Here is a 24,687-nt window from a genome sequence, read left to right as displayed (position 1 = left end):
CCCGAACGCCGGCCCGGTGATGGCGGCGGGGGCGTGTGCCCTTGGTGTCGAATTGGGTGGGGCGGCGATTTATCACGGCGAACTGCATCAGCGTCCGCAGTTGGGCGAAGGTGTGCCGGCGGATGCCGACTCGATTGACCGGGGCTGGCAATTGGTCCAGCGCGGGGTATGGTTATGGCTGCTGATTCTCTGCCTGGGGGCCGAATTTTATGCTTGAGCACGGTGGGCGACTGCGCAAGGCGGCGCTCGAATACGGCATAGATGAAGCCGACTGGCTGGACCTGTCCACCGGCCTTGCGCCCTGGCCGTTTCCGGTGCCGGATATTCCGCTGCGGGCCTGGGCCCGTTTGCCGGAGGCGGACGACGGTCTGGAGCAGGCCGCCTGTGATTACTACGGCACCTTGCAGGCATTGCCGGTGGCCGGCTCGCAAATGGCGATTCAACTGCTGCCGCGATTGCGTCGGGCGGGCAAGGTCGGCGTACTGTCGCCGTGTTATGCCGAGCACGCCGAAGCGTGGCGTCGCAACGGCTACATCGTGCGTGAAGTGCTGGAGCAGGAAGTCGACTTCTTTATCGACAGTTTCGACGTGCTGGTGGTGGTCAATCCGAATAACCCCACAGGCCTGAGCCTCACCCCCAGTCGGCTGCTCGACTGGCACACGCGACTGGCGCAGCGCGGTGGCTGGCTGGTGGTGGACGAAGCGTTCATGGACAACACGCCGCAACTGAGCCTGGCGCCGTTTGCCCATCAAGTCGGATTGATCGTCTTGCGTTCCTTTGGCAAATTTTTCGGCCTGGCCGGTGTGCGCCTGGGGTTTGTGCTGGCCGAGCGCAAGTTGCTCAAGTTGCTGGCAGAACAAGTGGGGCCGTGGGCCGTGAGCGGGGCAACCCGGGTAGTGGGCCAGGCCTGTCTGCGCGATACCGAGGGGCAAACGCGGCAACGGGTGCGCACCGAAGAGGCCAGCGAGCGCCTTGCGTCGTTGCTGGAACAGCACGGCTTCGAGCCCCAGGGCGGTTGTGCGCTGTTCCAGTGGCTGATCACCGAGCGCGCCGAAGAGCTGCATGAATTCATGGCCCGGCGCGGCATTCTCCTGCGGTTGTTCACGCACAACAGCAGCCTGCGATTCGGCTTGCCCGGTGACGAAATCGCCTGGGTACGACTGGCGCTGGCGTTCGACGATTTCGCCAAGGAAAACCAATGACCACGCTGATGGTGCAAGGCACCACATCGGATGCCGGTAAAAGCACGCTGGTAACCGCGTTGTGCCGCTGGGTCACGCGTCAGGGCGTCAGGGTGGTGCCGTTCAAGCCACAGAACATGGCCCTCAACAGTGCGGTGACCGCCGACGGTGGCGAGATCGGCCGCGCCCAGGCGGTCCAGGCCCAGGCCGCGAACCTTGAGCCGCACACCGACATGAACCCGGTGTTGCTCAAGCCCAACAGTGACACCGGTGCCCAGGTGATCATCCATGGCCGCGCTGTCACGACCATGAATGCGGTCGCCTATCACGACTACAAAACCATCGCCATGCAAGCGGTGCTGGCCTCCCACGAGCGCTTGAGCGCGGCGTATCCGCTGGTGATGGTCGAGGGTGCGGGCTCGCCGGCGGAAATCAATCTGCGGGCCGGGGACATCGCCAACATGGGCTTCGCCGAAGCGGTGGATTGCCCGGTGCTGCTGATCGCCGATATCAATCGCGGCGGGGTTTTTGCCCATCTGGTAGGCACCCTCGAACTGCTGTCGCCGAGTGAGCAGGCGCGGGTCAAAGGCTTCATCATCAATCGTTTCCGTGGCGATATCGCGTTGCTGCAACCCGGTCTCGACTGGCTTGAAGAGCGCACCGGCAAACCGGTGATCGGCGTGCTGCCCTACGTGATGGATCTGCACCTGGAGGCCGAGGACGGCATCGATCAACGCCAGACCGATAAAGCCGAACAGGTGCTCAAGGTGGTGGTGCCGGTGCTGCCGCGCATCAGCAATCACACCGATTTCGATCCGCTGCGCCTGCATCCGCAAGTGGACCTGCAATTCATCGGCCCCGGCCAGGCGATTCCGCCCGCCGACCTGATCATCCTTCCCGGCTCGAAAAGTGTGCGCAGCGACCTCGCGTACCTGCGGGCCAACGGCTGGGACACCGCCATCGCCCGGCATCTGCGTTACGGCGGGAAACTGCTGGGGATCTGTGGCGGCCTGCAGATGCTCGGTGAGCAGGTGCATGACCCGCTGGGCCTCGAAGGTGCGCCGGGTTCCAGTGCCGGTTTGGGGTTGCTGGCGTTCCAGACCCAGCTCGAACAAGAGAAGCAATTGCGCAATGTGCGTGGTCGCCTGGCGCTGGAAGATGCGCCGGTGGCGGGTTATGAAATTCATGCCGGCGTGACCACCGGACCGGCCCTGGAACATGCCGCCGTGCATCTGGATGACGGCCGCGGTGATGGTGCGCAAAGTGCCGACGGGCAGATTTTCGGCACCTACCTGCACGGGCTGTTCGAATCGCCAGCGGCGTGCAGTGCACTGCTGCGCTGGGCCGGGTTGCAGGATGTGCAGGCCGTGGATTACCACGCCTTGCGCGAGCGTGATATCGAGCGGCTGGCGGATCTGGTGGAGAAGCATCTGGATACCGGGCTGTTGCGGCAGCTCTGTGGATTTTGAGGTGAAAGCTCTGGCCTCTTCGCGAGCAAGCCCGCTCCCACAGTTGACCGCGTTCTAATGTGGGAGCGGGCTTGCTCGCGAAGACTGAAGTGGCCACACCGCCCATTTGAAAGGATGTAACCATGCTCCAACTGATCCTCGGCGGCGCCCGTTCCGGCAAGAGTCGCCTGGCTGAAAAACTCGCCATCGACAGCGCCCTGACCGTGACCTACATCGCCACCAGCCAGCCACTGGACGGAGAGATGAGCGAGCGGGTGGCCCATCACCGCGCCCGTCGTCCTGCCGAATGGGCCTTGATCGAAGAACCGGTGGAACTGGCCCGGGTGCTGCGTGAGTCCGCCGGTGTCGACCGCTGCCTGCTGGTGGATTGCCTGACCCTGTGGCTGACCAATCTGCTGATGCTCGACGATACCGAGCGCTTGCACGCCGAGCGTGATGCCTTGCTGGACTGCCTGGCGTCGCTGCCGGGTGAAATCATTTTTGTCAGCAACGAGACCGGAATGGGTGTCGTGCCGCTGGGCGAATTGACTCGCCGCTATGTCGATGAAGCCGGTTGGCTGCATCAAGCTCTGGCTGAGCGTTGTCAGCGTGTCGTCCTGACCGTCGCCGGCCTGCCCCTGACTCTGAAAGGAACTGCGTTATGACTCAATCCTGGTGGCTGAACCCGTGCAAGCCGGTCGATACCCAAGCGGTCGAACAGGCCCAGGCGCGGCAACAGCAACTGACCAAGCCGGCCGGCTCCCTCGGTCAGCTGGAAGCGCTGGCGGTGCAGCTGGCGGGATTGCAGGGGCGGGTCAAGCCAAGCCTGGAGCAGGTGTGGATCGCGATTTTTGCCGGCGACCATGGCGTCGTTGCCGAGGGCGTGTCGGCGTTTCCCCAGGAAGTCACCGGGCAGATGCTGCTCAACTTCGTCAGCGGTGGCGCGGCGATCAGCGTGCTGGCGCGGCAACTGGGCGCTTCCCTTGAGGTGGTGGATCTTGGCACGGTGACGCCGTCGCTGAACCTGCCGGGCGTGCGTCATCTGAATGTCGGCCCGGGAACGGCGAATTTTGTACAGGGACCGGCCATGACCCAGGCCCAGGGGCAACTCGCCTTGCAGGCCGGTCGTGACAGCGTGCAGCGGGCAATTGCCACCGGTGCGCAGTTGTTTATCGGTGGCGAAATGGGCATCGGTAACACCACCGCTGCCAGTGCATTGGCGTGTGCGCTACTCGATTGTCCGGTGGTGCATCTGACCGGTCCTGGCACCGGGCTCAATGCCGAAGGTGTCAGCCACAAGGCCCAGGTCATCGAGCGCGCCCTGGCATTGCATGGCGCGCAGCGTGGCGATGCCTTGCAGACCCTGTTCAACCTCGGCGGCTTTGAGATCAGCGCGCTGGTCGGTGCCTATCTTGCGTGTGCCCAGGCAGGTGTCGCGGTGCTGGTGGACGGCTTCATTTGCAGCGTCGCGGCGCTGGTTGCGGTGCGCTTGAATCCAGAGTGTCGTCAGTGGCTGTTGTTCGGTCATCGCGGCGCCGAGCCGGGGCATCGTCATGTGCTGGAAACCCTGGATGCACAACCCTTGCTCGATCTCGGCCTGCGGCTTGGCGAAGGCAGTGGTGCGGTGTTGGCTGTGCCGCTGCTGCGCCTGGCTTGCGACCTGCACGGGCAGATGGCGACCTTTGCCGAAGCCGCCGTGGCAGATCGTCCGGCATGACCTTGCGCCTGGATCTGTTGCGTCACGGTGAAACCGAACTCGGCGGCGGCCTGCGCGGCAGTATCGATGATGCGTTGACCGACACGGGCTGGGCGCAGATGCGCGCCGCCGTGATCGGGCAAGGGCCGTGGGATCGGCTGGTCAGTTCGCCGTTGCAGCGTTGTGCGCTGTTTGCCGAGGAACTCGCTGCGCAACTGGGTGTGCCGTTGCAACTGGACAAAGACCTGCAAGAGTTGCATTTCGGCGCCTGGGAAGGGCAGAGCGCGGCGGCGTTGATGGAAACCGACGCGCAGGCCCTGGGTTTGTTCTGGGCCGATCCCTATTCGTTCACGCCGCCTCAGGGTGAGCCGGTTGCAGACTTTTCGGCACGGGTGCTGGCAGCGCTGGAGCGTTTGCACGCGACCTGTGCCGGTGAGCGCATTCTGCTGATCAGCCATGGCGGTGTGATGCGTCTGTTGCTGGCACAGGCGCGCGGGCTGCCACGGGAGCAACTGCTCAACGTTGAGGTCGGGCATGGCGCGCTGTTTTCGCTGACGGTGGAGCCTGCGGGCTCGTTGAAGGAAGTGCTCTGACCATGCTGCCATTCTGGATCGCCCTGCAATTTCTCAGCAGCCTGCCGATTCGCCTGCCCGGAATGCCTGAGCCCCGGGAACTGGGGCGGTCGTTGCTGTTTTATCCGCTGGTGGGATTGCTCTTTGGCGTGATTCTGTGGGCGGTTAACTGGCTGCTGCTGGGCACGCCGACGTTGCTGCACGCGGCGTTGTTGCTGAGCCTTTGGGTGCTGCTCAGCGGTGGCTTGCATCTCGATGGCCTGGCGGACAGCGCCGATGCCTGGCTCGGTGGTTTTGGCGACCGTGAGCGCACGCTGACCATCATGAAAGACCCGCGCAGCGGGCCGATCGCCGTGGTGACGCTGGTGTTGGTGTTGTTGCTTAAATTCACCGCACTGCTGGCGTTGATCGAGCAGCCGCATTCGCTGGCCTTGATCATCGTGCCGTTGATCGGTCGCAGCGCATTGCTCGGCTTGTTCCTGAGTACGCCCTATGTGCGTGCCGGTGGCTTGGGCCAGGCATTGGCCGATCATCTCCCGCGTTCGCCGGGCAAGCAGGTGTTGGCGGTCAGCGCATTGGCTTGTGTGTTGATCGCCGGCGTCAGTGGAGCGCTGGCGGTGGTGTTGGCGGCGCTGGGGTTTGTCTGGCTGCGCCAGGTAATGCTTCGGCGTCTGGGCGGCACGACGGGGGACACGGCGGGCGCGATGCTGGAGTTGCTGGAAGTTGCAGTGCTGGTAGGCTTGGCGTTGGCCTGATCGGGTTGTGTTGAATGTTCCGGCCTCTTCGCGGGCAAGCCCGCTCCCACATTGGAATGCGATCAACTGTGGGAGCGGGCTTGCTCGCGATGGCGATCTACAGGACACCGCCCAATCACTGAACAAACCCCATGCCACTTGATTTAACCGACTCGCGGGTATATACACGCACCATGCTCGATTCCCAATGTTTATGCATCAACCTGCGTCGCGCCGCCCGTGGCGTCAGCAGGCACTACGACGGCGCTCTCGACGGCTTCGGGATCAACGTTGCGCAGTATTCTTTGCTGTGCAATCTGCAGCGTCTGGATCAGCCGAGCATCTCGACCCTGGCCGAGGCCATGGGCCTGGACCGCAGCACCCTGGGGCGCAATTTGCGGGTGCTGGAGGGTGATGGCCTGGTGACGCTGGTCGAGGGCGAGGACATGCGCAATCGCATCGTCCTGCTGACCGAGGCCGGGGCAGAGCGTCTCAAGGCGGCCTTGCCGGCCTGGGAAGCCGCACAGCAACGCTTGATCGATCGCCTGGGCGCCGAGAAGCGTGAAACTTTATTGAAGCTGCTGGACGAACTGGCATGATGCCGGTTTTTTCGATCTTAAGCGGGTATATACCCGCTATTGGAGAACAACAATGACATCGATGTGGCGTACTTGCGGCTGGGTTCTGTTGGGGAGTGCGCTGATCCTTGCGTTGTCTCTGGGGGTTCGCCATGGCTTCGGGCTGTTTCTGGCGCCGATGAGCGCCGAGTTCGGTTGGGGCCGTGAAGTCTTTGCCTTCGCCATCGCCCTGCAAAACCTGATCTGGGGCCTCGCCCAGCCATTCACCGGTGCCCTGGCCGACCGCTTCGGCGCAGCGAAAGTGGTGCTGATCGGTGGCGTCCTGTACGCGGCCGGGCTGATTTGCATGGGGCTCTCCGACTCGGCGATGACCCTGTCCCTGAGTGCCGGCCTGCTGATCGGCATCGGACTGTCGGGTACGTCGTTCTCGGTGATTCTGGGGGTGGTCGGCCGCGCGGTGCCACCGGAAAAACGCAGCATGGGCATGGGGATCGCCAGTGCGGCCGGTTCGTTCGGCCAGTTCGCGATGTTGCCCGGCACGCTCGGATTGATCGGATGGCTTGGCTGGTCCGCGGCGCTGCTGGCGCTGGGCTTGCTGGTGGCGTTGATCGTGCCGCTGGTGGGCATGCTCAAGGACAAGCCGCTGCCCGTCCTGGGCCACGAACAGACCCTTGGCGAAGCGCTGCGCGAAGCCTGCTCCCATTCCGGCTTCTGGCTGCTGGCGTTCGGCTTTTTCGTGTGCGGATTCCAGGTGGTGTTCATCGGTGTGCACCTGCCGGCCTATCTGGTGGATCAACACCTTCCGGCGACGGTCGGCACCACGGTGCTGGCACTGATCGGCCTGTTCAACATCTTCGGCACCTATACCGCGGGATGGCTCGGCGGGCGCATGTCCAAGCCGCGTTTGCTCACCGGGTTGTACTTGCTGCGGGCGGTGGTCATTGCGTTGTTCCTGTGGGCACCGGTGACCACCACCACGGCTTATCTTTTCGGCATGGCCATGGGTTTCCTGTGGTTGTCGACGGTGCCATTGACCAACGGTACGGTGGCGACCTTGTTTGGTGTGCGAAACCTGTCCATGCTCGGTGGGATTGTTTTCCTGTTTCACCAACTCGGTTCGTTCCTGGGCGGCTGGTTGGGTGGCGTGGTGTATGACCGAACCGGGAGTTATGACTTGATCTGGCAAGTGGCGATTCTCTTGAGCCTGTTGGCCGCTGCCCTCAACTGGCCGGTGCGTGAGCGGCCGGTAGAGCGTCTGCAATCACAAATGAGTGCGATATGAACAACCTTTGGCCACGGATCGCTGTCGCCGCCGTCTGCGCCTTATTGCTGGCGTTGTCGTGGTGGGGCTGGCATCAGGGCGGGCTGGCGCTGATGCAGTTGGGCATGGGTGCTTGCTAGCGAGCGGCGAGGGCGAGTAACGTCGCTTTTGACGAATTATCAAGGGTGCACCGACATGCTGATGCGCTGGATTGCAGTTCCCGCGTTGCTGGTGGCGTTTACCGGGCTGGCCTACGCGGCCGAGTGCCCGGAGCTGTTGCAAGGATCACTGCAAAAGCTGCGCGCCAAGGAATCCATCGATTTGTGCCAGCGCTTCGCCGGTAAACCGTTGGTGGTGGTCAATACCGCAAGCTTCTGTGGCTTTGCTCCGCAGTTCAAAGGCCTTGAGGCGCTGAACCAGCGCTTCAAGGATCAAGGGCTGGAGGTAATTGGCGTTCCGTCCAATGACTTCAAGCAGGAGTCAAAGGATGGCGCCGAGACTGCCAAGGTCTGCTACGTCAACTATGGTGTGACCTTCACCATGACCGAGCCGCAAAGGGTTCGCGGCGACGATGCGACGCACTTGTTCAAGGTCCTCGCCAGTCAAAGCAGCGCGCCGAAGTGGAATTTCTACAAGTATGTGGTGGACCGCCAAGGCAAGGTGGTCGCCAATTTCTCCAGCCTGACCAAGCCGGACGATCCCGAGTTCATTGCGGCGGTGGAAAAGGCCCTGGCTTCGCCACCACTTGTTTCGACCCCCTGACCTGTAGGAGCGAGCTTGCTCGCGAAAACCTCAAGGCGTCTCGTAAATCCTGAAAGTACGCGTCATCGTTCGCGTTCATCGCCAGCAGGCTCGCTCCTACAAATGAAAAGCCCCGCCTCCGTGAGGAGAGCGGGGCTTTTTTGATTCCGATGGCGAGCGGTTCAGGCTCGCCGGGAATCATCAGAAGCGGTAGGTCGCACCGAGACCGAAGCCGTTCGCGTAGTTGTCATACTTGGCGTTGTAGGTCTGGCCATGGTCGTCGCCGTTGACCTTCACCGATTCCTCGCGCAGGTACGAGTACGCCAGGTCGATGGTCAGGTCGTCGGTCGGGCTCCAGCCGGCGCCCACGCTGAAAATCGTGCGATCGCCAGTCGGGATGCGTGGGGAACGGTCGACGTTGTTGGTCGGTGCCTGGTCAACGGACAGGCCGGTACGCAGTACCCATTGCTTGTTCAACTGGTAGGACGCGCCGATGGCGTGAGCCCAGGTGTCGTGCCAGTTCTGTTCTTCGGTGATGGTGCCGAACTGGCCGTTCAGAACCGCCGGAACACCTGTGTTTTCAACGGTGATTTCTTTCAGGCGGCTCCAGCGGGTCCAGGTGCTGCCTGCGTAAAGAGTCCACTTGTCGTCGAGCTGGTGAGTGACCGAAAAGTCCACCGATTCAGGCGTGGTCACATCCAGCGAAGCGTCGTATTTCTGGCTCGGGTTCTGGCCGACCAGGCCCAGCAGGTTGTAGTTGACCTTGGTGTCACCCTCGAGCTTGTACTTCACTTTCGAGTGGTAGGTCAGGCCGACACGGGTGCTGTCGGTGGCTTGGACCAGCACGCCGATGTTGTAGCCCAGGGCGGTGTCGTCACCCTTGATCTTGACATGACCATCGGGCAAATTCGTTAAGGTCGGCAAGGCCGTTATGTTCGATTCCAGGCTGCCGTCGATGCGGTTGATGGTCGGGCCGAAACCGATGGAAACCTTGTCGTTGAAGGCGTAGCTGACAGTCGGTTGCACGGTGACGATCTTGACTTCGCTCTTGCTGCCGAAGTAACGACCCTCAAAGCCGTTTTCGTAGTCGGTTACCAGGCCGAACGGGGCGTATATGCCAATACCGAAGGCCCAATGGTCGTCGATTGGCTTGACGTAGTAACCCATGGGCACGGCGATGAACGGAACCATGTCGCCGTCATTGCTGCCACGATTGTTCGGGGAGGAGCTTGCGTGGCTGATGTCAGTGTGTGCGTCGATCATCGCAACACCGCCGGTGACTTGTTCGCGCTTGATGCGCGACATGCCGGCAGGGTTGCCAAAAATGGTGGATGCGTCGTCGGCAGAGGAAGATCGCCCGGCAAAACCTGACCCCATCCCGCTGATGCTTTGTTCGTTGAGGGCAAAGCCACTTGCAAAGATCTGGGTGGATGCCATGGCAACGGCGAGACTAATGGTGGTTTTGAGCATTACTTTTTTCATTATTAGAACTCCTGGTGATCACCGGGGCGAAAATTACCAACATTTTCGTCCCGGCGCCATAGGCTGTATGCCTTGATTTAGAGCGGTTTTGTAGGACAATCCGACCAAAATCGCGGCGTGTTGCGCGATCTTTGGATCCAGGTGTGTCAGCAGGCTACCTGATTCAACGGTGAAACACAGGTTTGCCAGGCGCAGGTGAAATCACGCAGACGTCCCTGGGGCTGAAATGTCTGGCGCCAGATTCTGGCCATACCCAGCAAATCATCAGGGGCGGGGAGGGGGGTGTTCTGTTCTTCCACCAGCAGCCAGGCGATGGCAGTGGCGTAACGCAGGTTGACGGTCAACTCGAGGTGCGGGCCACTCAGGAACGCATGCTGACTGGCCAGGCCGCGGACCAGGCTCGCACGCTCCGGATCAAGGGCCAGGTAATGGTCCCAAAGGGCCTGGTGACGGGGCTCGGCGATACGGTACAGGCCGTGCCCACGGCGGTCATGCAGGGCGGAACCAAGGGCGGACTGGCTGGCGGCAATGCCCAACAGCAGGGATTCGGCCGTAGCGCTATGGCGTCCGAGGTAGATCAAGGTCGGACGAATCACATAACGGCACAGTTCGCTGGCAGCGATACCCATAAAACCCTCGAAACCTGAAATGGACGGCGATACCTGAAGGGGGGGGCTTGGCAGCAGTGAATCGACTCAGGCTCGCCGCAAGCGGGTCAAGCCGCTTGAGTTGAAGTGTAGTGTCATATTCGCGCTGTAAAGGCCTGTTTTTAAAATATTTCCAGCGATCAGTTATAACCGTTATATCGGATCGTGCTTAGTCGTGATTCGAGGAAAGGGAAATATCGGGCAATAAAAAGCCCTGCTTTTCGGGCAGGGCTTTTGGGTTTTTCAGCCTTTCTGGCGTTTCAGGCAACCAGTGCCTGACGGGTACGCTCGATCACGGCCTGCAGCGGCTCGGCGCTGGAGTATTGATCGGGGTACAGGCGTTCGCTGTGACGAGCGATGCCGTGTTCGTTGACCAGGGTGAAGCTGAAGCAGCCTTTGCGAGCGGCCATGATCAGGCAGTTCATTGGTGCAAAAGCGTTGGTTAGGGTGCGAATGGCATCCTGAGTCTGGATTTGAGTAGACATTATTGGGTGTTCCTACAAATGACACGGATAAGAACCGTGCAACGTTAAAACGTTCCAGTAACGTCGATCACCATTGATCGAACGAAGAACCCGACTGGAACAAAGCAGCCAGTTTGAAGCGCTGATAAGTTGGCGCGCTTGGGCTGGCAGGTAGGTACTTAGGAGGGCAGGCAACACATCGAGGGCAAAGGTTCTGGGCCCGGGGTGAAGATCCTGATCAATTTGCAGGTTGGTTCGAGCAGAGTAGGCAGGCGGAGCAACATCCTTTGCTTTCGATTCAAAGGTTGTGTTGGCGCAAGATTTACCTGGAAACCATCGAGGTGGTCGATCCCGCTTGTTCGGTGGAGGCTTCCGTCGGGAAGGCTGACCGGGGGGATTTGTTCGACCAGAATTGACTTTCAGCTTGGTACTAACGCCGCGGATACTAACGGATTGAACTGGCCAATGGAAGTGTGGTAGCGAAAAAAGTTTCCTGGCCGGTGCCTGATGGGGCTGTTTTGTCTTGTGGAGGCGCGCATAAAGCTGCAATACCTGGGATTCATGCGCCCTGTTTCGGGACAAAATCCGACCATCGGTCATCGACGTTTGTAGCAGCGCAGCCGTCTGGACACCGGGTTTGCCAGGGCTTATCCCCAGGCATGACAAAAAAATGCGCCGAAAAAGTGCATGGATATAACCATCGTAAAGGCACTTGTGCACATTAGTTGCGCGGTCTGTCACCCCGCTGTCATCTCACGTTCAAGCGTAATGGCTGCCTGTAACCAAAATTTAAGTCAATGAAAAACATCGCTTTTTTTTACTGGTGAAAAAATCGTCAGTTTGACTGCGAGCCCCATTCCACAGGGCTTTGAGCGAGTTCAAGGGCGGTTGTCCACTGAGTTATCCACAGCTTCTGTGGATTGTCCCGAGCGCTTGCTCTAGGACGGGCGTGCCGGGATATTTTCAGCTTTACCTGTAAGAAAAAGAGAGTAAAGTTGCGCGCCTTCTGATCTGCCCCACAGTGCTTTATGAAGTTTCGCTCAGCCCCTGTTTCCTCTTCCTCCACACCGCCCCCTGTTGCCCCTACCAAGCGCTTTTCCATGCGCGTGGCGGAGTGGCTGTTGGACAGTCCGCATCTGGGCGAAAACCGTAACGTCAAACACATCGCCGGACGTTTGCTCAAGCAACCGGCCCGTGAAGGCGTGGTGGCTGCGCAAAGTCGCCTTGGCCAGTTGATGTGCCGCGAATGCGGGAATGCCCGCGACCGCCGGATCGGTCAGGACCTGCTGCGTCAGGCCGCTCGGGCAGGCGATCACCGCGCTCAACAGGAACTGGGGCTGATCGAAGACTGAGCTGTCCAAGACCGGACGCCTTGGTTAACCTTCAGGCTTTATCCGAATGGCAGGAGTGGCTATGGCAATGGACTTGACCAGCGTATTGCTGGGGCTGGCAGCGGCTGCGTTGCCGTTGCTGGTATTGGCCTGGCAACTTCAGCGTCGGGCCAGCACCACGCAAGCCGATGTCGCGCTGCTGCAAGAACGCCTGGCCATGGCGCAACTGGCGCAGGACGGATTGAATGCACAACTCGAATCCAGCCGCGATGAAGCGGCTGATCTGACCCAGGCCAACGCCGCCAAACAAGCTGATCTGGCTGCGCTGCGTCGTGAAGTCGAATTGCTGCAGATCGAGCGCGACGACGCTCGGGACGCCGCCCATGCGTGGAATATCGAACGCGCCGGCAAAGAAGCCGAATTGCGCCGTCTGGATGCCCAGGCCGCGTCGCTCAACGCCGAATTGCGCGAGCAACAGGACAGCCATCAGCAACGCCTCAACGACCTGCAAGGTTCGCGAGACGAGTTGCGCGCGCAGTTTGCCGAGCTGGCGGGGAAAATTTTCGATGAGCGCGAGCAGCGTTTTGCCGAAACCAGCCAGCAGCGCCTGGGGCAGTTGCTCGATCCACTCAAGGAACGCATCCAGTCCTTCGAAAAACGTGTCGAGGAAAGCTATCAGAACGAGGCCCGTGAGCGTTTCTCCCTGGCCAAGGAGCTGGAGCGCTTGCAACAGCTGAATTTGCGCTTGAGCGATGAAGCCACCAACCTGACCCGCGCCTTGAAAGGGCAGAAGACCCAGGGCAATTGGGGCGAGCTGATTCTTGAGCGCGTGCTCGAGCATGCGGGGCTGGAGAAGGGCCGCGAGTACCAGACTCAGGTCAATCTCAAGGGGCCGGACGGCGAGCGCTTCCAGCCGGACGTGATCATTTATCTGCCGGGCGACAAGCAGGTGGTGGTCGACTCCAAGGTCAGCCTGACGGCCTATCAGCAATACGTCGCGGCTGAAGACGAGGCCATCGGCCAGATCGCCATCAAGCAGCACGTCCTGTCGTTGCGCAATCACGTCAAAGGCTTGGCCGGCAAGGATTACAAGCGCCTCGATGGCTTGCACAGCCTGGATTTCGTGTTGCTCTTCGTGCCGATCGAGGCGGCGTTTTCTGCCGCGTTGCAGGCTGAGCCGACGCTGTTTCAGGAGGCATTCGACCGCAATATCGTGATCGTCAGCCCCACCACGTTGCTGGCGACCCTGCGCGTCATCGACAGCCTTTGGAAGCAGGAGCGCCAGAGCCAGAATGCCCGGGAAATCGCCGAGCGGGCCGGGTGGCTGTACGACAAGTTCGTGCTGTTCATCCAGGATCTGGACGAGGTCGGCAATCGCTTGCAGCAACTGGACAAGGCCTACAGTTCGGCACGCAACAAGCTGACAGAGGGGCGCGGCAACCTGGTCAGTCGCAGTGAACAACTCAAGCTGCTGGGCGCGCGGGCAAGCAAGAGTCTGCCGGCGGACTTGCTGGAGCGGGCGATGACCGATGTGGATGGGCTGGTCGAGTTACCGGAGTAGCCCCGGGCGAGCGTGGACCTTGTGGCGAGGGGGCTTGCCCCCGTTCGGCTGCGCAGCAGTCGTCAGTCCGGCAACGCGTTTTATCTGAAGAGGCTCATTGAATGGTTTGGGGCCGCTGCGCAGCCCAACGGGGGCGAGCCCCCTCGCCACAGGAGGCTGTGTTGAACCTCGTTACAACGGTATGTACCGGCTCAACAACGCCCGCAACGCCGCCGGTTTCACCGGTTTGGCCAAGTAATCCAGCCCTGCGGCATGCACCAGGTCGACCGTCTCCGGCCGGCCATCGGCGCTGATCACCACGCCAGGGACCGGCTCGCCCATTTGCGTGCGCAACCAGGCCATCAAATCGGTTCCGGTCTCGCCATGATCGAGGTGGTAGTCCACCAGCGCCAATTGCGGGCGCATGCCTTCGCCCAGCAACGCGGCGCATTCCTCGCGATTGCGCGCGGTCCAGACCTGGCAACCCCAGCGGCTGAGCAGGCTGTTCATGCCGATCAGGATGCTGTCTTCATTGTCGATACACAGCACCTGCGCGCCATTGAGCAATTTGCCATTGAGCTCGGCGACCTTGACCGGCGCTGCGGTTTGCGCCCGGGCCAGCGGCACACTGACGCTGAACACGCTACCGCGTCCCGGCCAGGAGCGTACGCGCAAGGTATGACCGAGCACGCGACATAGCCCGTCGGCAATCGCCAGCCCCAGACCGAGGCCTTTTTCGGCCCGTGTCTGGTGGCTGTCGAGGCGCTTGAACTCTTCGAAAATCACCTGCAGTTTATCTTCCGGAATACCTGGCCCGCGGTCCCAGACTTCCAGGCACAGTTGATCCTTGTGCCGGCGAACCCCCAGTAATACCGGCCCTTTGCCGTAGCGGAAAGCGTTGGTCAGGAAGTTCTGCAAAATCCGTCGCAGCAACTTGATGTCGCTGTCGACCCGTAACGTGCTTGCGCGAACCCGGAACTCCAGTTTTTGCTCTCGCGCCAGCACCTTGAACTCTGTACCGAGGGTATCGAACAGATCGTTGAGGGCGAATGGCTGGCGATTCGGGTTGATCTTGCCGTTTTCCAGGCGGGAAATGTCCAGCAAGTCGCTGATCAAGTCCTCGGCCGAGCGCAGCGAGCTGTCCAGGTGTTCGACCAGTTTCTGCGCTTCGCCGGACAAACCATCTTCCTGATGGGAGAGGGCGGCGGAGAACAGCCGCGCCGCGTTCAACGGTTGCATCAAGTCATGGCTGACGGCCGCGAGGAAACGGGTCTTGGACTGGTTGGCCGCCTCGGCGGTGCCTTTGGCTTCGGTCAGGGCAACGTTGAGCTGCGACAATTCGTGGGTCCGTTCGGTGACCCGTTGCTCCAGGCCTTCGTTGGCTTCGGTCAGCGCCTGTTCGGCTTCGCGGAACGCGGTGATGTCGGTGAAACTCATGACGAAGCCGCCGCCGGGCATCGGGTTGCCGATCAGTTCGATCACCCGGCCATTGGGGAACATCCGCTCGGAAGTATGCGCGCGGCCCTGACGCATCCAGTGCAGGCGGCGGGCAACATGCACTTCGGCTTCGCCGGGGCCGCACAATCCGCGCTCGGCGTTGTAGCGAATGATGTCGGCAATGGGGCGGCCGATACTGATCAAGCCGTCCGGGTAATTGAACAGCTCAAGATAGCGACGGTTCCAGGCCACCAGTTTCAGCGACTGGTCGACCACGCTGATGCCTTGGGTGATGTTCTCGATGGCGCCTTGCAGCAAGGCGCGGTTGAATTGCAGCACCTCCGAGGCTTCGTCGGCGATGCGCACGACGTCCTCCAGTTGCATCTCGCGGCCTTCAATGGCGGCTTTTACCACCGCGCGGGTCGAAGAGGCACCAAGCACACCGGCCAGCAAGCGTTCGGTGTGGGAGATCCATTCACTGTCGGCGTTCTGGTTCGGGTTGAAGCCCTTGCCCTGGCGATAGGCAAAACGGATGAAGCTTTGACGGGCGCGTTCTTCGCCGACGAAGCGCGCCGCCAGTTGCAGCAGGTCATTGATCTGCACTGCCAGCATCGAGCGTGCGCTGGGGCGGGCGCTGATTTCCTGGCCGATGAAGCGGCCTGCCTGCCAGTGCTCGGAAACCCGGGTGCGGGACAGCACCGAGACCCAGGCGAACAATGTGAAGTTGCCTGCCAGCGACAGCACCACGCCCTGGGTCAGCGGGGTGATCGGCAGGTTCAGTGGATTGCTGTGCAACCAGGCCAGCCCCGGGAACGTGTTCAAGGACAGGCCGAGGCTGAGGGCGGCAATCGGCAGGATCAAGGTGTAGAACCACAGGAAGGTGCCTGCGGCGAGGCCAGCGAAAACGCCGCGGCGGTTGGCCTGTTTCCAGTACAGGGCACCGAGCATGGCGGGGGCCAGTTGGGTCACGGCAGCGAAGGCGATCTGGCCGATTGTCGCCAGGCTGGCGGTCGAGCCCAGCAGGCGATAACTGACGTAGGCCAGCAGCAGAATGACCACGATGCTGACGCGGCGCACCGACAGCATCCACTGGCGGAACACTTCGAACGGGCGCTCGGCGTTGTTACGACGCAGCAGCCAAGGCAGCAGCATGTCGTTGGACACCATGGTCGACAGTGCCACGCTGGCCACGATCACCATGCCGGTGGCGGCCGATGCGCCACCGATAAACGCCAGCAGGGCCAATGCCGGATGCGCCTGGGCCAGGGGCAGGCTGATGACGAACGAGTCGGGCAACACCGAGCTGGGCAGCATCATCTGGCCGGCCAGGGCGATCGGCACGACAAACAAGGCGGCGAGGGCGAGGTAGGCCGGGAATACCCACTTGGCCAGGCGCAGATCCTGGGGATCGATGTTCTCGACAACGGTCACGTGGAACTGCCGTGGCAGGCAAATGATCGCCATCATCGCCACACCGGTCTGCACCACCATCGACGGCCAGTTGATGGTTTCCTTCCAGTACTGTTCGAGGCGCGGCGCAAGCATGGCCTGGTCGAACAGGTCGTCGAAACCGTCGTACAGGCCGTAGGTCACGAAGGCACCGACGGCGAGAAACGCGAACAGCTTCACCAATGATTCGAAGGCGATGGCCAGCACCATGCCGCGGTGGTGCTCCGTGGCGTCGAGGTTGCGGGTACCGAAGACGATGGTGAACAGCGCCAGCACCAGCGACACAATCAGAGCGGTGTCCTGGGCGCGGGTGCCCATGGCGTCGGCACCGGCGCCGATCAGCAGGTTCACGCCGAGCACGATGCCTTTGAGCTGCAGCGCAATGTAGGGCAACACACCGACCAGGCAAATCAGCGCCACCACCACCGCCAGCGACTGGGATTTGCCATAGCGTGCGGCGATGAAGTCGGCGATCGAGGTGATGTTCTCCTGTTTGCTGATCATCACCATTTTTTGCAGGACCCACGGCGCGCCGACCAGCAACAGGATCGGCCCGAGGTAGATCGGCAGGAACGACCAGAGCTGTTCGGCGGCCTGGCCCACGGCGCCGAAAAAGGTCCAGCTGGTGCAGTAGACCGCCAGCGACAGGCTATACACCCACGCTCGCACACGCGGCGGCAAGGGCGCGCTGCGACGGTCGCCATAGAAGGCGATGGCGAACAGGATGGCCATATAGGCCAGGGCGACGACGGCAATCAGCCCGGTGGACAGCGACATGGGGACTCCAGACAAAAGACATCCGGACCTCCCGCCCGGACAGACAGTCTCGCACGACCGCCAGCGTTAGTCAGTGTCGACCAAGGTCGTGGCGTGGCGGGGTGTCGCAGGGGGATTTGCAGTGTCTGGACGGGCCCCATCGCGAGCAAGCCCGCTCCCACAGTTGATCGCGTTTTTCCTGAAGGAAACCGCTCGAATGTGGGAGCGGGCTTGCTCGCGAAGGGCGGTATTACGGAATCAACGCGATTTCGATCAAACGATGCAGTTCTTCAAGCTCCAATGGCGCCTCGGCAAACAGGATGCGAAACACCGTCGGCGCGGCGATCAGATTGATCAACCGATCGACACTGGGCCTGGGCTCATCCGGATAGCGATCCAGAATCGTCTGCAATTGCCCGCCAATGATGGTCGCGCAATAACTCGGCTTAAGTGCCGCCTGCACGTCGCACAGCATGTTGCGGCCGGGTTCGGAGCTCATCTCGTCCAGGTACTGCTCCGCCCAGGCCCGCACGTCGCCGTGAAGGCTGCCGGTGTTGGCCGGCTCGTTGTCGGGCTGCATGCGGGCGAGGGCGACGTCTGCCAGCAGCGCCGACACATCGCCCCAGCGTCGATAGATGGTGGACGGCGTGACGCCCGCGCGCGCTGCAATTTGCGGCACCGTCACGCTGGCGCGATCCTGCTCCTCAAGGAGTTGACGCACGGCCGAATGAATCGACTCTTGCACCCGGGCGCTGCGGCCGCCGGGGCGTAATGTGGGAACTGTCATCCTGTGTTTCCTGTATTGCACCGGGTCTTGCGGCTGGCACCCGGTCCTGAAAGCCATGCATCGGACCTTAACACAAAGAATTTGCTTTAAGAGGGATCCAGTAGCACACTCCGCAAAAGCAAAAAATTAGCTTTTGCGGAGTGTGTCGATGCCCGGTTCTCATTCAAATCGTGCCAGCCTGTGGTTTCTGGCCGTTACCTTGCTCAGCTTCCTGGCGGCCTCCACTGCGCCGACGCCGCTGTATCACCTGTATCAGGAGCAGATGCAGTTTTCGGCAGCGACCTTGACCCTGATTTTCGGCGTGTACGCCCTCAGCCTGTTGGCGGCGTTGCTGACGGTCGGCTCGCTGTCGGATTACCTGGGGCGCAAACCGGTGATCTTTACGGCGGTGATGCTGAACATCCTGGCGATGTTGCTGTTTATCCATGCCGACAGCGTCGCCTGGCTGATCAGTGCCCGGGTGCTGCAGGGGTTCGCCACCGGCATGGCAACCGCGGTTCTGAGTGCAGCGCTGCTCGACACCGACCGCGAGCAAGGGCCGCTGGTCAACAGCGTCGCGCCTTTACTCGGGATGGCTCTGGGGGCGCTGGGTTGTGGTGTGTTGGCCGAGTTTGCCCCCGCGCCGCTGCATTTGACCTTCTGGCTGCTGCTGGCCCTGTTCGCGATGCAGGCCGTGTATGTCTGGCGATTGCGGGAAAGCGTCTCGCGCCAGCCTGGTGTGTGGGCCTCATTGCGACCGACCCTGCATGTGCCGGCTCAGGCACGTTCCACTTTGTGGCGGGTGTTGCCGCTCAACACGGCGGTCTGGGCGCTCGGCGGTTTTTACGCATCGCTGGCACCTTCGCTGGTGCGCACGGCGACTGGCTCGACCTCGAATCTGATTGGCGGGGCGACCGTCGCCGCCTTGACGGTGACCGGCGCCCTGATGATTTACACCCTGCGCAATCAGGCTGCGACCAAGGCGCTGCAACTGGGCGCTTGTTCGCTGCCGGCGGGAGTCGCCCTGATTCTACTGGGCGTGCACAGCGCCAGTTTGCCGCTGTTTTTCCTCGGCACGCTGGTCGCCGGTTGCGGTTTCGGCGCCGGTTTCCTCGGGGCGGTGCGCAGTCTGGTGCCGCAGGCCTTGCCCCATGAGCGCGCCGGGTTGATGTCGGCATATTATGCGCTAAGTTATCTGGCGTTCTGCCTCCCGGCGCTACTGGCCGGGAACCTGGAGCGGACTTTTGGTCTGGTGGCAACGACCGATGGTTATGGTGCGATGCTGATTGTGCTGGCTCTCAGCGCAATGGCGAGTCTACTGCGATCACGTTCGGCCAGGGTCTGCGAGGCCAACCGGTAGAATTGAGTTAGCCTTGGCACCCACTCAATTCACTCGAAGGATCGGACCATGAAGATCATCCGCAGCAAGTCGTTCACTGGCGAGCGTGCCTGGGCCGCGCTGGACATCGCCAGCATGAACGGCATCACCACGCGGCTGCACTGGACCGATCAACCCTACAAGTGGCACGTCAACGATGGCGAGGAAGTGTTCGTGGTGCTCGATGGTCGGGTCAGGATGCGTTATCGCGAAGAGGGGGTGGAGCAGGAAGCTTTGCTGGAAGTCGGTGACATTTTTCATGCCTCGGTTGGCACTGAGCATGTGGCGCATCCGGTAGGACCGGCTCGGATATTGGTGATCGAATCGGAAGGGAGTGTCTGACGCTATATAAGTGATATCGATAAGATATAGAGATATTACCCGTTATATAGATATTCTATTCGGATCTAACATGGGCTCTACCTCACGAGAGGACAGGAGTTCGCCATGACATGCGCCAATAGCATCAAGCCCGGAATCAAACCTTTCAGTCATTTGCAGCATCCCCGCGAGGTGATCCGCCAGTTCACCCCCAACTGGTTCGCGGCCACCATGGGCACCGGGGTGCTGGCGTTGGCACTGGCGCAGTTGCCGGTCGCCACACCTGCCTTACACGCCTTTGCCGAAGCCCTCTGGCTGTTCAATATCGCTCTGTTCCTGCTGTTTACGGCGGTATACACGGCGCGTTGGGTGCTGTTTTTCGACGAGGCACGGCGGATTTTCGGCCATTCCACGGTTTCGATGTTTTTCGGCACCATCCCCATGGGGCTGGCGACCATCATCAACGGCTTCCTGGTGTTTGGCCTGCCGCGCTGGGGCGACGGTGTGATTCACCTCGCCGAGGTGCTGTGGTGGCTGGATGTGGCGATGTCGCTGGCCTGTGGCGTGCTGATTCCCTACATGATGTTCACCCGTCAGGAGCACAGCATTGACCAGATGACAGCGGTCTGGTTGTTGCCGGTGGTCGCGGCAGAAGTGGCGGCCGCCAGCGGGGGCCTGTTGGCGCCGCATTTGGCCGACGCTCATTCGCAACTGGTGGTGCTGGTGACCAGCTATGTGCTCTGGGCGTTTTCCCTGCCGGTGGCCTTCAGCATCCTGACCATTCTGTTGCTGCGCATGGCCCTGCATAAACTGCCCCACGAAAACATGGCCGCCTCGAGCTGGCTGGCCCTTGGCCCGATCGGCACCGGTGCGCTGGGCATGCTGGTACTGGGCGGTGATGCACCGCTGATTTTCGCGGCCAACGGCATGCCGGGAATCGGTGAAATTGCCGCTGGACTGGGTCTGGTGGCCGGCATCACCCTGTGGGGCTTCGGCCTGTGGTGGATGCTGATGGCGTTGCTGATCACTGTGCGCTACCTGCGTGCCGGCATTCCCTTCAATCTTGGCTGGTGGGGCTTCACTTTCCCGCTGGGCGTCTATTCTCTAGCGACGTTGAAACTGGCCAGTATCTTGAGCCTGATGTTCTTCAGTGTGTTCGGCTGCGTGCTGGTGGCGTTGCTGGCGGTGATGTGGCTGATCGTCGGCAAGCGCACGGTGCTGGGCGCCTGGCGTGGCGAGCTGTTTGTCTCGCCGTGCATTGCCGGATTGAAGAAATAACCGGCAAAGATTAGGTAAGGTGTGGCCTGGATCGACGTTCGATACTCCAATTACTGTATCCAGGCCATTCTTTACCCGATCTCCAGCCACAATCCAGGGACACATGGAAGATGAGTCACCCCTCACAGTTCACCTTGCTGCGTACCCGGCGCTTCCTGCCGTTCTTCATCACCCAGTCCCTCGGGGCGTTCAACGACAACGTGTTCAAGCAGTCGTTGATCCTGGCCATTCTGTACAAACTGACCATCGAAGGTGACCGCTCTGTCTGGGTCAATCTGTGTGCGCTGCTGTTTATCCTGCCGTTTTTCCTGTTTTCGGCCCTGGCCGGGCAATTCGGGGAAAAGTTCGCCAAGGACGCGTTGATCCGCCTGATCAAGCTTGGGGAAATCGCCATCATGGCGGTCGGCGCCGTCGGCTTCATGTTCGATCACCTGTCGTTGATGCTGCTGGCGCTGTTCGCCATGGGCACCCATTCGGCGCTGTTCGGGCCGGTGAAGTACTCGATCCTGCCGCAAGCCCTGCGGGAAGATGAACTGGTAGGCGGCAACGGCCTGGTGGAAATGGGCACCTTCCTGGCGATCCTGGCCGGTACTATTGGCGCCGGGGTCATGATGTCTTCGGCGCATTACGCGCCGGTGGTGTCCGCGGCGATCATCGGCATTGCGGTGCTCGGCTACCTGGCCAGCCGCAGCATTCCCCGGGCGGCAGCGGCCACGCCGCAAATGCGCCTGAACTGGAACATTTTCAGCCAGTCCTGGGCCACGTTGAAGCTGGGCCTGGGGCAAACACCGGCGGTGTCACGCTCGATTGTCGGCAACTCGTGGTTCTGGTTTGTCGGGGCGATTTACCTGACGCAGATCCCGGCCTATGCCAAGGAATGGATGCACGGCGATGAAACCGTTGTGACGCTGATTCTGACGGTGTTCTCGGTCGGCATCGCATTGGGTTCGATGCTGTGCGAGAAACTCTCCGGGCGCAAAGTCGAGATTGGTCTGGTGCCGCTCGGATCGTTCGGCCTGACCGTTTTCGGCCTGCTGCTGTGGTGGCATTCCGGCTCAATACCGGAAAGCGCCGCCGGCCATGGCTGGATCGAGATCCTCGGTTTTGGCCACGCCTGGCTGGTGTTGCTCGACATCCTCGGCCTGGGTGTCTTCGGCGGTTTCTATATCGTGCCGCTTTACGCGCTGATCCAGTCGCGTACCGCGGAGAACGAGAGGGCGCGGGTGATTGCCGCCAACAACATCCTCAACGCATTGTTCATGGTGGTGTCGGCGATTGTCTCGATCGTCTTGCTGAGTGTGGCCAAACTGTCGATCCCGCAGCTGTTCCTGGTGGTGTCGTTGCTGAACATCGGCGTCAACGCCTACATCTTCAAGATCGTCCCCGAGTTCACCATGCGTTTCATGATCTGGCTGCTCAGCCATTCCATGTACCGCGTCGAACATCGCAATCTGGATTTGATTCCCGATGAAGGCGCGGCGTTGCTGGTGTGCAATCACGTGTCATTCGTCGACGCCTTGCTGATTGGCGGCGCGGTACGTCGGCCGATTCGCTTTGTCATGTACTACAAGATCTACAACCTGCCGGTGCTGAACTTCATCTTCCGTACCGCGGGGACGATTCCGATTGCCGGGCGCCAGGAAGACATCCAGATATATGAACAAGCCTTCACGCGCATTGCCCGGTATCTGAAGGACGGTGAGCTGGTGTGCATTTTCCCCGAGGGTAAATTGACCGCCGATGGCGAGATCAACGAGTTCAAGGGCGGCTTGACGCGGATTCTCGAAGAGACCCCGGTGCCGGTGATTCCGTTGGCTTTGCAGGGGTTGTGGGGGAGTTTCTTCAGCCGCGATCCGGGTAAAGGGCTGTTTCGCCGGTTGTGGTCGCGGGTGACGTTGGTGGCAGGGCCGGCGGTGGCGGTTGAGGTGGCGGAGCCGGTCAAGTTGCAGGCATTGGTGGGGGATTTGCGTGGGGCCGTAAGATAATCGGTGATTCTACCGGCCTCTTCGCGAGCAAGCCCGCTCCCACATTTGATCTCAGTCGTACACAAACTTTGTGTTCACTGACGATCCCATGTGGGAGCGGGCTTGCTCGCGAAGGCAATAGTGGCCTAGGCGCTGACCTTCAGGCCAACGAGCCCGGAAATGATCAACGCCACACTCGCCAACCGCACCAGCGCCATGGACTCGCCAAACAGAATGATCCCGGCGATCACCGTGCCCACGGCGCCGACACCGGTCCAGATCGCATAGGCCGTACCCAGCGGCAATTCCTTCATTGCAAGGCCGAGCAAGCCAAGGCTGATAGCCATGGCCGCAACGGTCAGCACAGTGGGGAGCGGGCGGGTGAAGCCGTCGGTGTACTTGAGGCCGACGGCCCAGCCCACTTCGAACAGGCCGGCGAAAAACAGAATGATCCAGGACATGAAGACCTCCATCGTCTGACGGGGTCGTCCCCTGATTAATGACTCGATCGAGCCGCGAGGTCGTCCTCGCGTTGCGCAGTATAGTGCCCAGCATTAACCCGGGGATCAAGTTTTTAGATCAAGATCGCGAGTCAGTTACTGGCCTGTTGCGCGGCCATTTCCCGATCCTGTTTCTCGCTCATGCGGCGGAAATACGTCGAAAGCAATGCCCCGGAAATGTTGTGCCACACGCTGAACAAGGCGCTCGGCACCGCCGCCAGTGGCGAGAAGTGTGCACTCGCCAATGCGGCACCCAATCCGGAGTTCTGCATGCCGACTTCCAGGGCCAGGGACTTGCGCTGGGCCAGAGGCAGCTTGAACAGGCGCCCGGTGAAGTAGCCCAGCAGGTAGCCGAAGCTGTTGTGCAGCATGACCACGGCCATGATCAACAGACCGGACTCTGCGATCTTCGCCTGGCTGGCGGCGACGACTGCGGTGACGATGATTACGATGCTGACCACCGACACCAGCGGCAACACGTCCACGGCATGGCGAACCTTGTCGCCGAGCACCCGTTGGGCAACCACGCCCAGCACGATCGGTAACAGCACCACTTGCAGGATCGACCAGAACAACTCCATGAACGACACCGGCAACCAGGCCGAGGCCAGCAGCCAGATCAGGGCTGGGGTCAGCAGCGGGGCGAGAAGGGTGGTGACGGCGGCGATGGCCACCGACAGCGCCAGGTCGCCACGGGCCAGCCAGGTCATCACGTTCGACGAGGTACCGCTTGGGCAGCAGCCGACCAGAATCACGCCGACGGCGATTTCCGGCGGCAAGTGGAACACCTGGCAGAGCAACCACGCCACGCCCGGCATGATCACGAAATGGGCAACCACGCCCAGGGCCACGCGCCAAGGATGGCGAGCGACTTCGGCGAAGTCTTCGAGTTTGAGGGTCAGGCCCATGCCGAACATCACCAGCCCCAGCAAGGGCACGATGGCGCCTTTGAGGCCGATGAACCATGCCGGCTGCAGAAACGCCACGACAGCGAAAATCAGTACCCAGTAAGCGAAGGTGTTGCCGACAAAACGACTTAATGCAGCCAGTGCGCGCATGGCCTGATCCTTTTTATTAAGTAGCACCACAAAACCAAATGTGGGAGCGGGCTTGCTCGCGAAAGCGGAGTGTCAGTCGACATAGATACTGACTGACACTCCGCT

Annotated in this window: 24 protein-coding genes; 17 read left to right on the top strand and 7 right to left on the bottom strand. The window is 61.2% G+C overall.

Going from position 1 to position 24,687, the window contains the following annotated elements:
* From KGA98_RS26770 to KGA98_RS26725, 11 genes are all read left to right on the top strand, one after another.
* A partial coding sequence (locus tag KGA98_RS26770) for a cobalamin biosynthesis protein (RefSeq protein WP_223504611.1) occupies nucleotides 1-217 on the top strand: 217 nt, incomplete at its 5' end.
* Nucleotides 210-1,202 (top strand): threonine-phosphate decarboxylase CobD, encoded by a 993-nt coding sequence (gene cobD, locus KGA98_RS26765; protein WP_218542808.1) that lies wholly within the window; start codon nucleotides 210-212, stop codon nucleotides 1,200-1,202. The genes KGA98_RS26770 and cobD, both read left to right, overlap by 8 nt.
* Nucleotides 1,199-2,650: a cobyric acid synthase gene (locus tag KGA98_RS26760; RefSeq protein WP_218542809.1), complete on the top strand. Its 1,452-nt coding sequence runs from the start codon at nucleotides 1,199-1,201 to the stop codon at nucleotides 2,648-2,650. Before cobD ends, KGA98_RS26760 begins: the two co-directional genes overlap by 4 nt.
* A 122-nt stretch (nucleotides 2,651-2,772) precedes the next feature.
* Nucleotides 2,773-3,294 (top strand): bifunctional adenosylcobinamide kinase/adenosylcobinamide-phosphate guanylyltransferase, encoded by a 522-nt coding sequence (gene cobU / locus KGA98_RS26755; RefSeq protein ID WP_218542810.1) that lies wholly within the window; start codon nucleotides 2,773-2,775, stop codon nucleotides 3,292-3,294.
* Nucleotides 3,291-4,346, top strand: coding sequence for a nicotinate-nucleotide--dimethylbenzimidazole phosphoribosyltransferase (gene cobT, locus KGA98_RS26750; RefSeq protein ID WP_218542811.1), 1,056 nt, complete (start codon nucleotides 3,291-3,293; stop codon nucleotides 4,344-4,346). Before cobU ends, cobT begins: the two co-directional genes overlap by 4 nt.
* Nucleotides 4,343-4,918, top strand: coding sequence for an alpha-ribazole phosphatase family protein (gene cobC, locus KGA98_RS26745; protein ID WP_218542812.1), 576 nt, complete (start codon nucleotides 4,343-4,345; stop codon nucleotides 4,916-4,918). Before cobT ends, cobC begins: the two co-directional genes overlap by 4 nt.
* Before the next feature lie 2 nt (nucleotides 4,919-4,920).
* The gene (locus tag KGA98_RS26740) at nucleotides 4,921-5,652 is read left to right on the top strand and encodes an adenosylcobinamide-GDP ribazoletransferase (protein ID WP_218542813.1); all 732 of its coding nucleotides are present in this window, start codon (nucleotides 4,921-4,923) and stop codon (nucleotides 5,650-5,652) included.
* A gap of 173 nt (nucleotides 5,653-5,825) precedes the next feature.
* A complete protein-coding gene (locus KGA98_RS26735; RefSeq protein WP_046037619.1) occupies nucleotides 5,826-6,230 on the top strand; it encodes a MarR family winged helix-turn-helix transcriptional regulator in 405 nt (134 codons plus the stop codon).
* Nucleotides 6,231-6,282: 52 nt separating this feature from the next.
* Nucleotides 6,283-7,491, top strand: a complete 1,209-nt coding sequence (locus KGA98_RS26730; protein WP_057715797.1) for an MFS transporter — start codon at nucleotides 6,283-6,285, stop codon at nucleotides 7,489-7,491.
* Entirely contained in the window at nucleotides 7,488-7,610 is a 123-nt protein-coding gene (locus tag KGA98_RS28465; RefSeq protein ID WP_008051054.1) for a hypothetical protein, read from the top strand. Before KGA98_RS26730 ends, KGA98_RS28465 begins: the two co-directional genes overlap by 4 nt.
* 55 nt (nucleotides 7,611-7,665) lie before the next feature.
* The gene (locus tag KGA98_RS26725) at nucleotides 7,666-8,232 is read left to right on the top strand and encodes a glutathione peroxidase (protein WP_090453930.1); all 567 of its coding nucleotides are present in this window, start codon (nucleotides 7,666-7,668) and stop codon (nucleotides 8,230-8,232) included.
* A gap of 180 nt (nucleotides 8,233-8,412) precedes the next feature.
* On the opposite strand, the gene KGA98_RS26720 is transcribed toward KGA98_RS26725, so the two are convergent.
* The 3 genes from KGA98_RS26720 to KGA98_RS26710 form a co-directional block, all read right to left on the bottom strand.
* Entirely contained in the window at nucleotides 8,413-9,693 is a 1,281-nt protein-coding gene (locus KGA98_RS26720; RefSeq protein WP_057715795.1) for an OmpP1/FadL family transporter, read from the bottom strand.
* 146 nt (nucleotides 9,694-9,839) lie between these two features.
* Nucleotides 9,840-10,322 carry a hypothetical protein gene (locus KGA98_RS26715; RefSeq protein ID WP_007984504.1) on the bottom strand — a complete coding sequence of 161 codons (483 nt, stop codon included), beginning with the start codon at nucleotides 10,320-10,322 and terminating at the stop codon, nucleotides 9,840-9,842.
* A gap of 278 nt (nucleotides 10,323-10,600) precedes the next feature.
* The gene (locus tag KGA98_RS26710; protein WP_008051046.1) at nucleotides 10,601-10,825 is read right to left on the bottom strand and encodes a hypothetical protein; all 225 of its coding nucleotides are present in this window, start codon (nucleotides 10,823-10,825) and stop codon (nucleotides 10,601-10,603) included.
* 1,007 nt (nucleotides 10,826-11,832) lie between these two features.
* On the opposite strand from KGA98_RS26710, the gene KGA98_RS26705 reads away from it, so the two are divergent.
* Both KGA98_RS26705 and rmuC read left to right on the top strand, forming a co-directional pair.
* A complete protein-coding gene (locus KGA98_RS26705) occupies nucleotides 11,833-12,156 on the top strand; it encodes a hypothetical protein (protein WP_090453933.1) in 324 nt (107 codons plus the stop codon).
* 175 nt (nucleotides 12,157-12,331) lie between these two features.
* Complete coding sequence (gene rmuC, locus KGA98_RS26700; RefSeq protein ID WP_162252406.1) at nucleotides 12,332-13,696, top strand: DNA recombination protein RmuC; 1,365 nt, start codon at nucleotides 12,332-12,334, stop codon at nucleotides 13,694-13,696.
* A gap of 171 nt (nucleotides 13,697-13,867) precedes the next feature.
* On the opposite strand, the gene KGA98_RS26695 is transcribed toward rmuC, so the two are convergent.
* Together KGA98_RS26695 and KGA98_RS26690 are read right to left on the bottom strand one after the other, a co-directional pair.
* Nucleotides 13,868-17,338, bottom strand: coding sequence for a PAS domain-containing hybrid sensor histidine kinase/response regulator (locus KGA98_RS26695; RefSeq protein ID WP_150814134.1), 3,471 nt, complete (start codon nucleotides 17,336-17,338; stop codon nucleotides 13,868-13,870).
* Nucleotides 17,339-17,567: 229 nt separating this feature from the next.
* On the bottom strand, nucleotides 17,568-18,104 hold the full coding sequence (locus KGA98_RS26690; protein ID WP_150814133.1) for a TetR/AcrR family transcriptional regulator: 537 nt from the start codon (nucleotides 18,102-18,104) through the stop codon (nucleotides 17,568-17,570).
* 148 nt (nucleotides 18,105-18,252) lie between these two features.
* Between KGA98_RS26690 and KGA98_RS26685 the strand changes: the two genes are divergently transcribed.
* From KGA98_RS26685 to KGA98_RS26670, 4 genes are all read left to right on the top strand, one after another.
* Nucleotides 18,253-19,443, top strand: a complete 1,191-nt coding sequence (locus tag KGA98_RS26685; protein WP_218542814.1) for an MFS transporter — start codon at nucleotides 18,253-18,255, stop codon at nucleotides 19,441-19,443.
* Nucleotides 19,444-19,491: 48 nt separating this feature from the next.
* On the top strand, nucleotides 19,492-19,803 hold the full coding sequence (locus tag KGA98_RS26680; RefSeq protein ID WP_154860724.1) for a cupin domain-containing protein: 312 nt from the start codon (nucleotides 19,492-19,494) through the stop codon (nucleotides 19,801-19,803).
* A gap of 105 nt (nucleotides 19,804-19,908) precedes the next feature.
* On the top strand, nucleotides 19,909-21,060 hold the full coding sequence (locus KGA98_RS26675) for a TDT family transporter (protein ID WP_154860723.1): 1,152 nt from the start codon (nucleotides 19,909-19,911) through the stop codon (nucleotides 21,058-21,060).
* Between the two features lie 110 nt (nucleotides 21,061-21,170).
* On the top strand, nucleotides 21,171-23,045 hold the full coding sequence (locus KGA98_RS26670; protein WP_218542815.1) for an MFS transporter: 1,875 nt from the start codon (nucleotides 21,171-21,173) through the stop codon (nucleotides 23,043-23,045).
* 125 nt (nucleotides 23,046-23,170) lie between these two features.
* Here the strand turns inward: KGA98_RS26670 and sugE are convergent, their stop codons facing one another.
* Entirely contained in the window at nucleotides 23,171-23,485 is a 315-nt protein-coding gene (sugE, locus tag KGA98_RS26665; protein ID WP_007977599.1) for a quaternary ammonium compound efflux SMR transporter SugE, read from the bottom strand.
* 131 nt (nucleotides 23,486-23,616) lie between these two features.
* Nucleotides 23,617-24,582 (bottom strand): bile acid:sodium symporter family protein, encoded by a 966-nt coding sequence (locus KGA98_RS26660; protein ID WP_150814129.1) that lies wholly within the window; start codon nucleotides 24,580-24,582, stop codon nucleotides 23,617-23,619.
* Nucleotides 24,583-24,687 lie beyond the last annotated feature (105 nt).

The organism is Pseudomonas sp. BF-R-24 (genome assembly GCF_019947335.1).
Classification (GTDB): domain Bacteria; phylum Pseudomonadota; class Gammaproteobacteria; order Pseudomonadales; family Pseudomonadaceae; genus Aquipseudomonas; species Aquipseudomonas jessenii.
The sequence above is the reverse complement of the archived record's forward strand: the minus strand, read 5'-3'. Positions and strand labels throughout refer to the sequence as shown.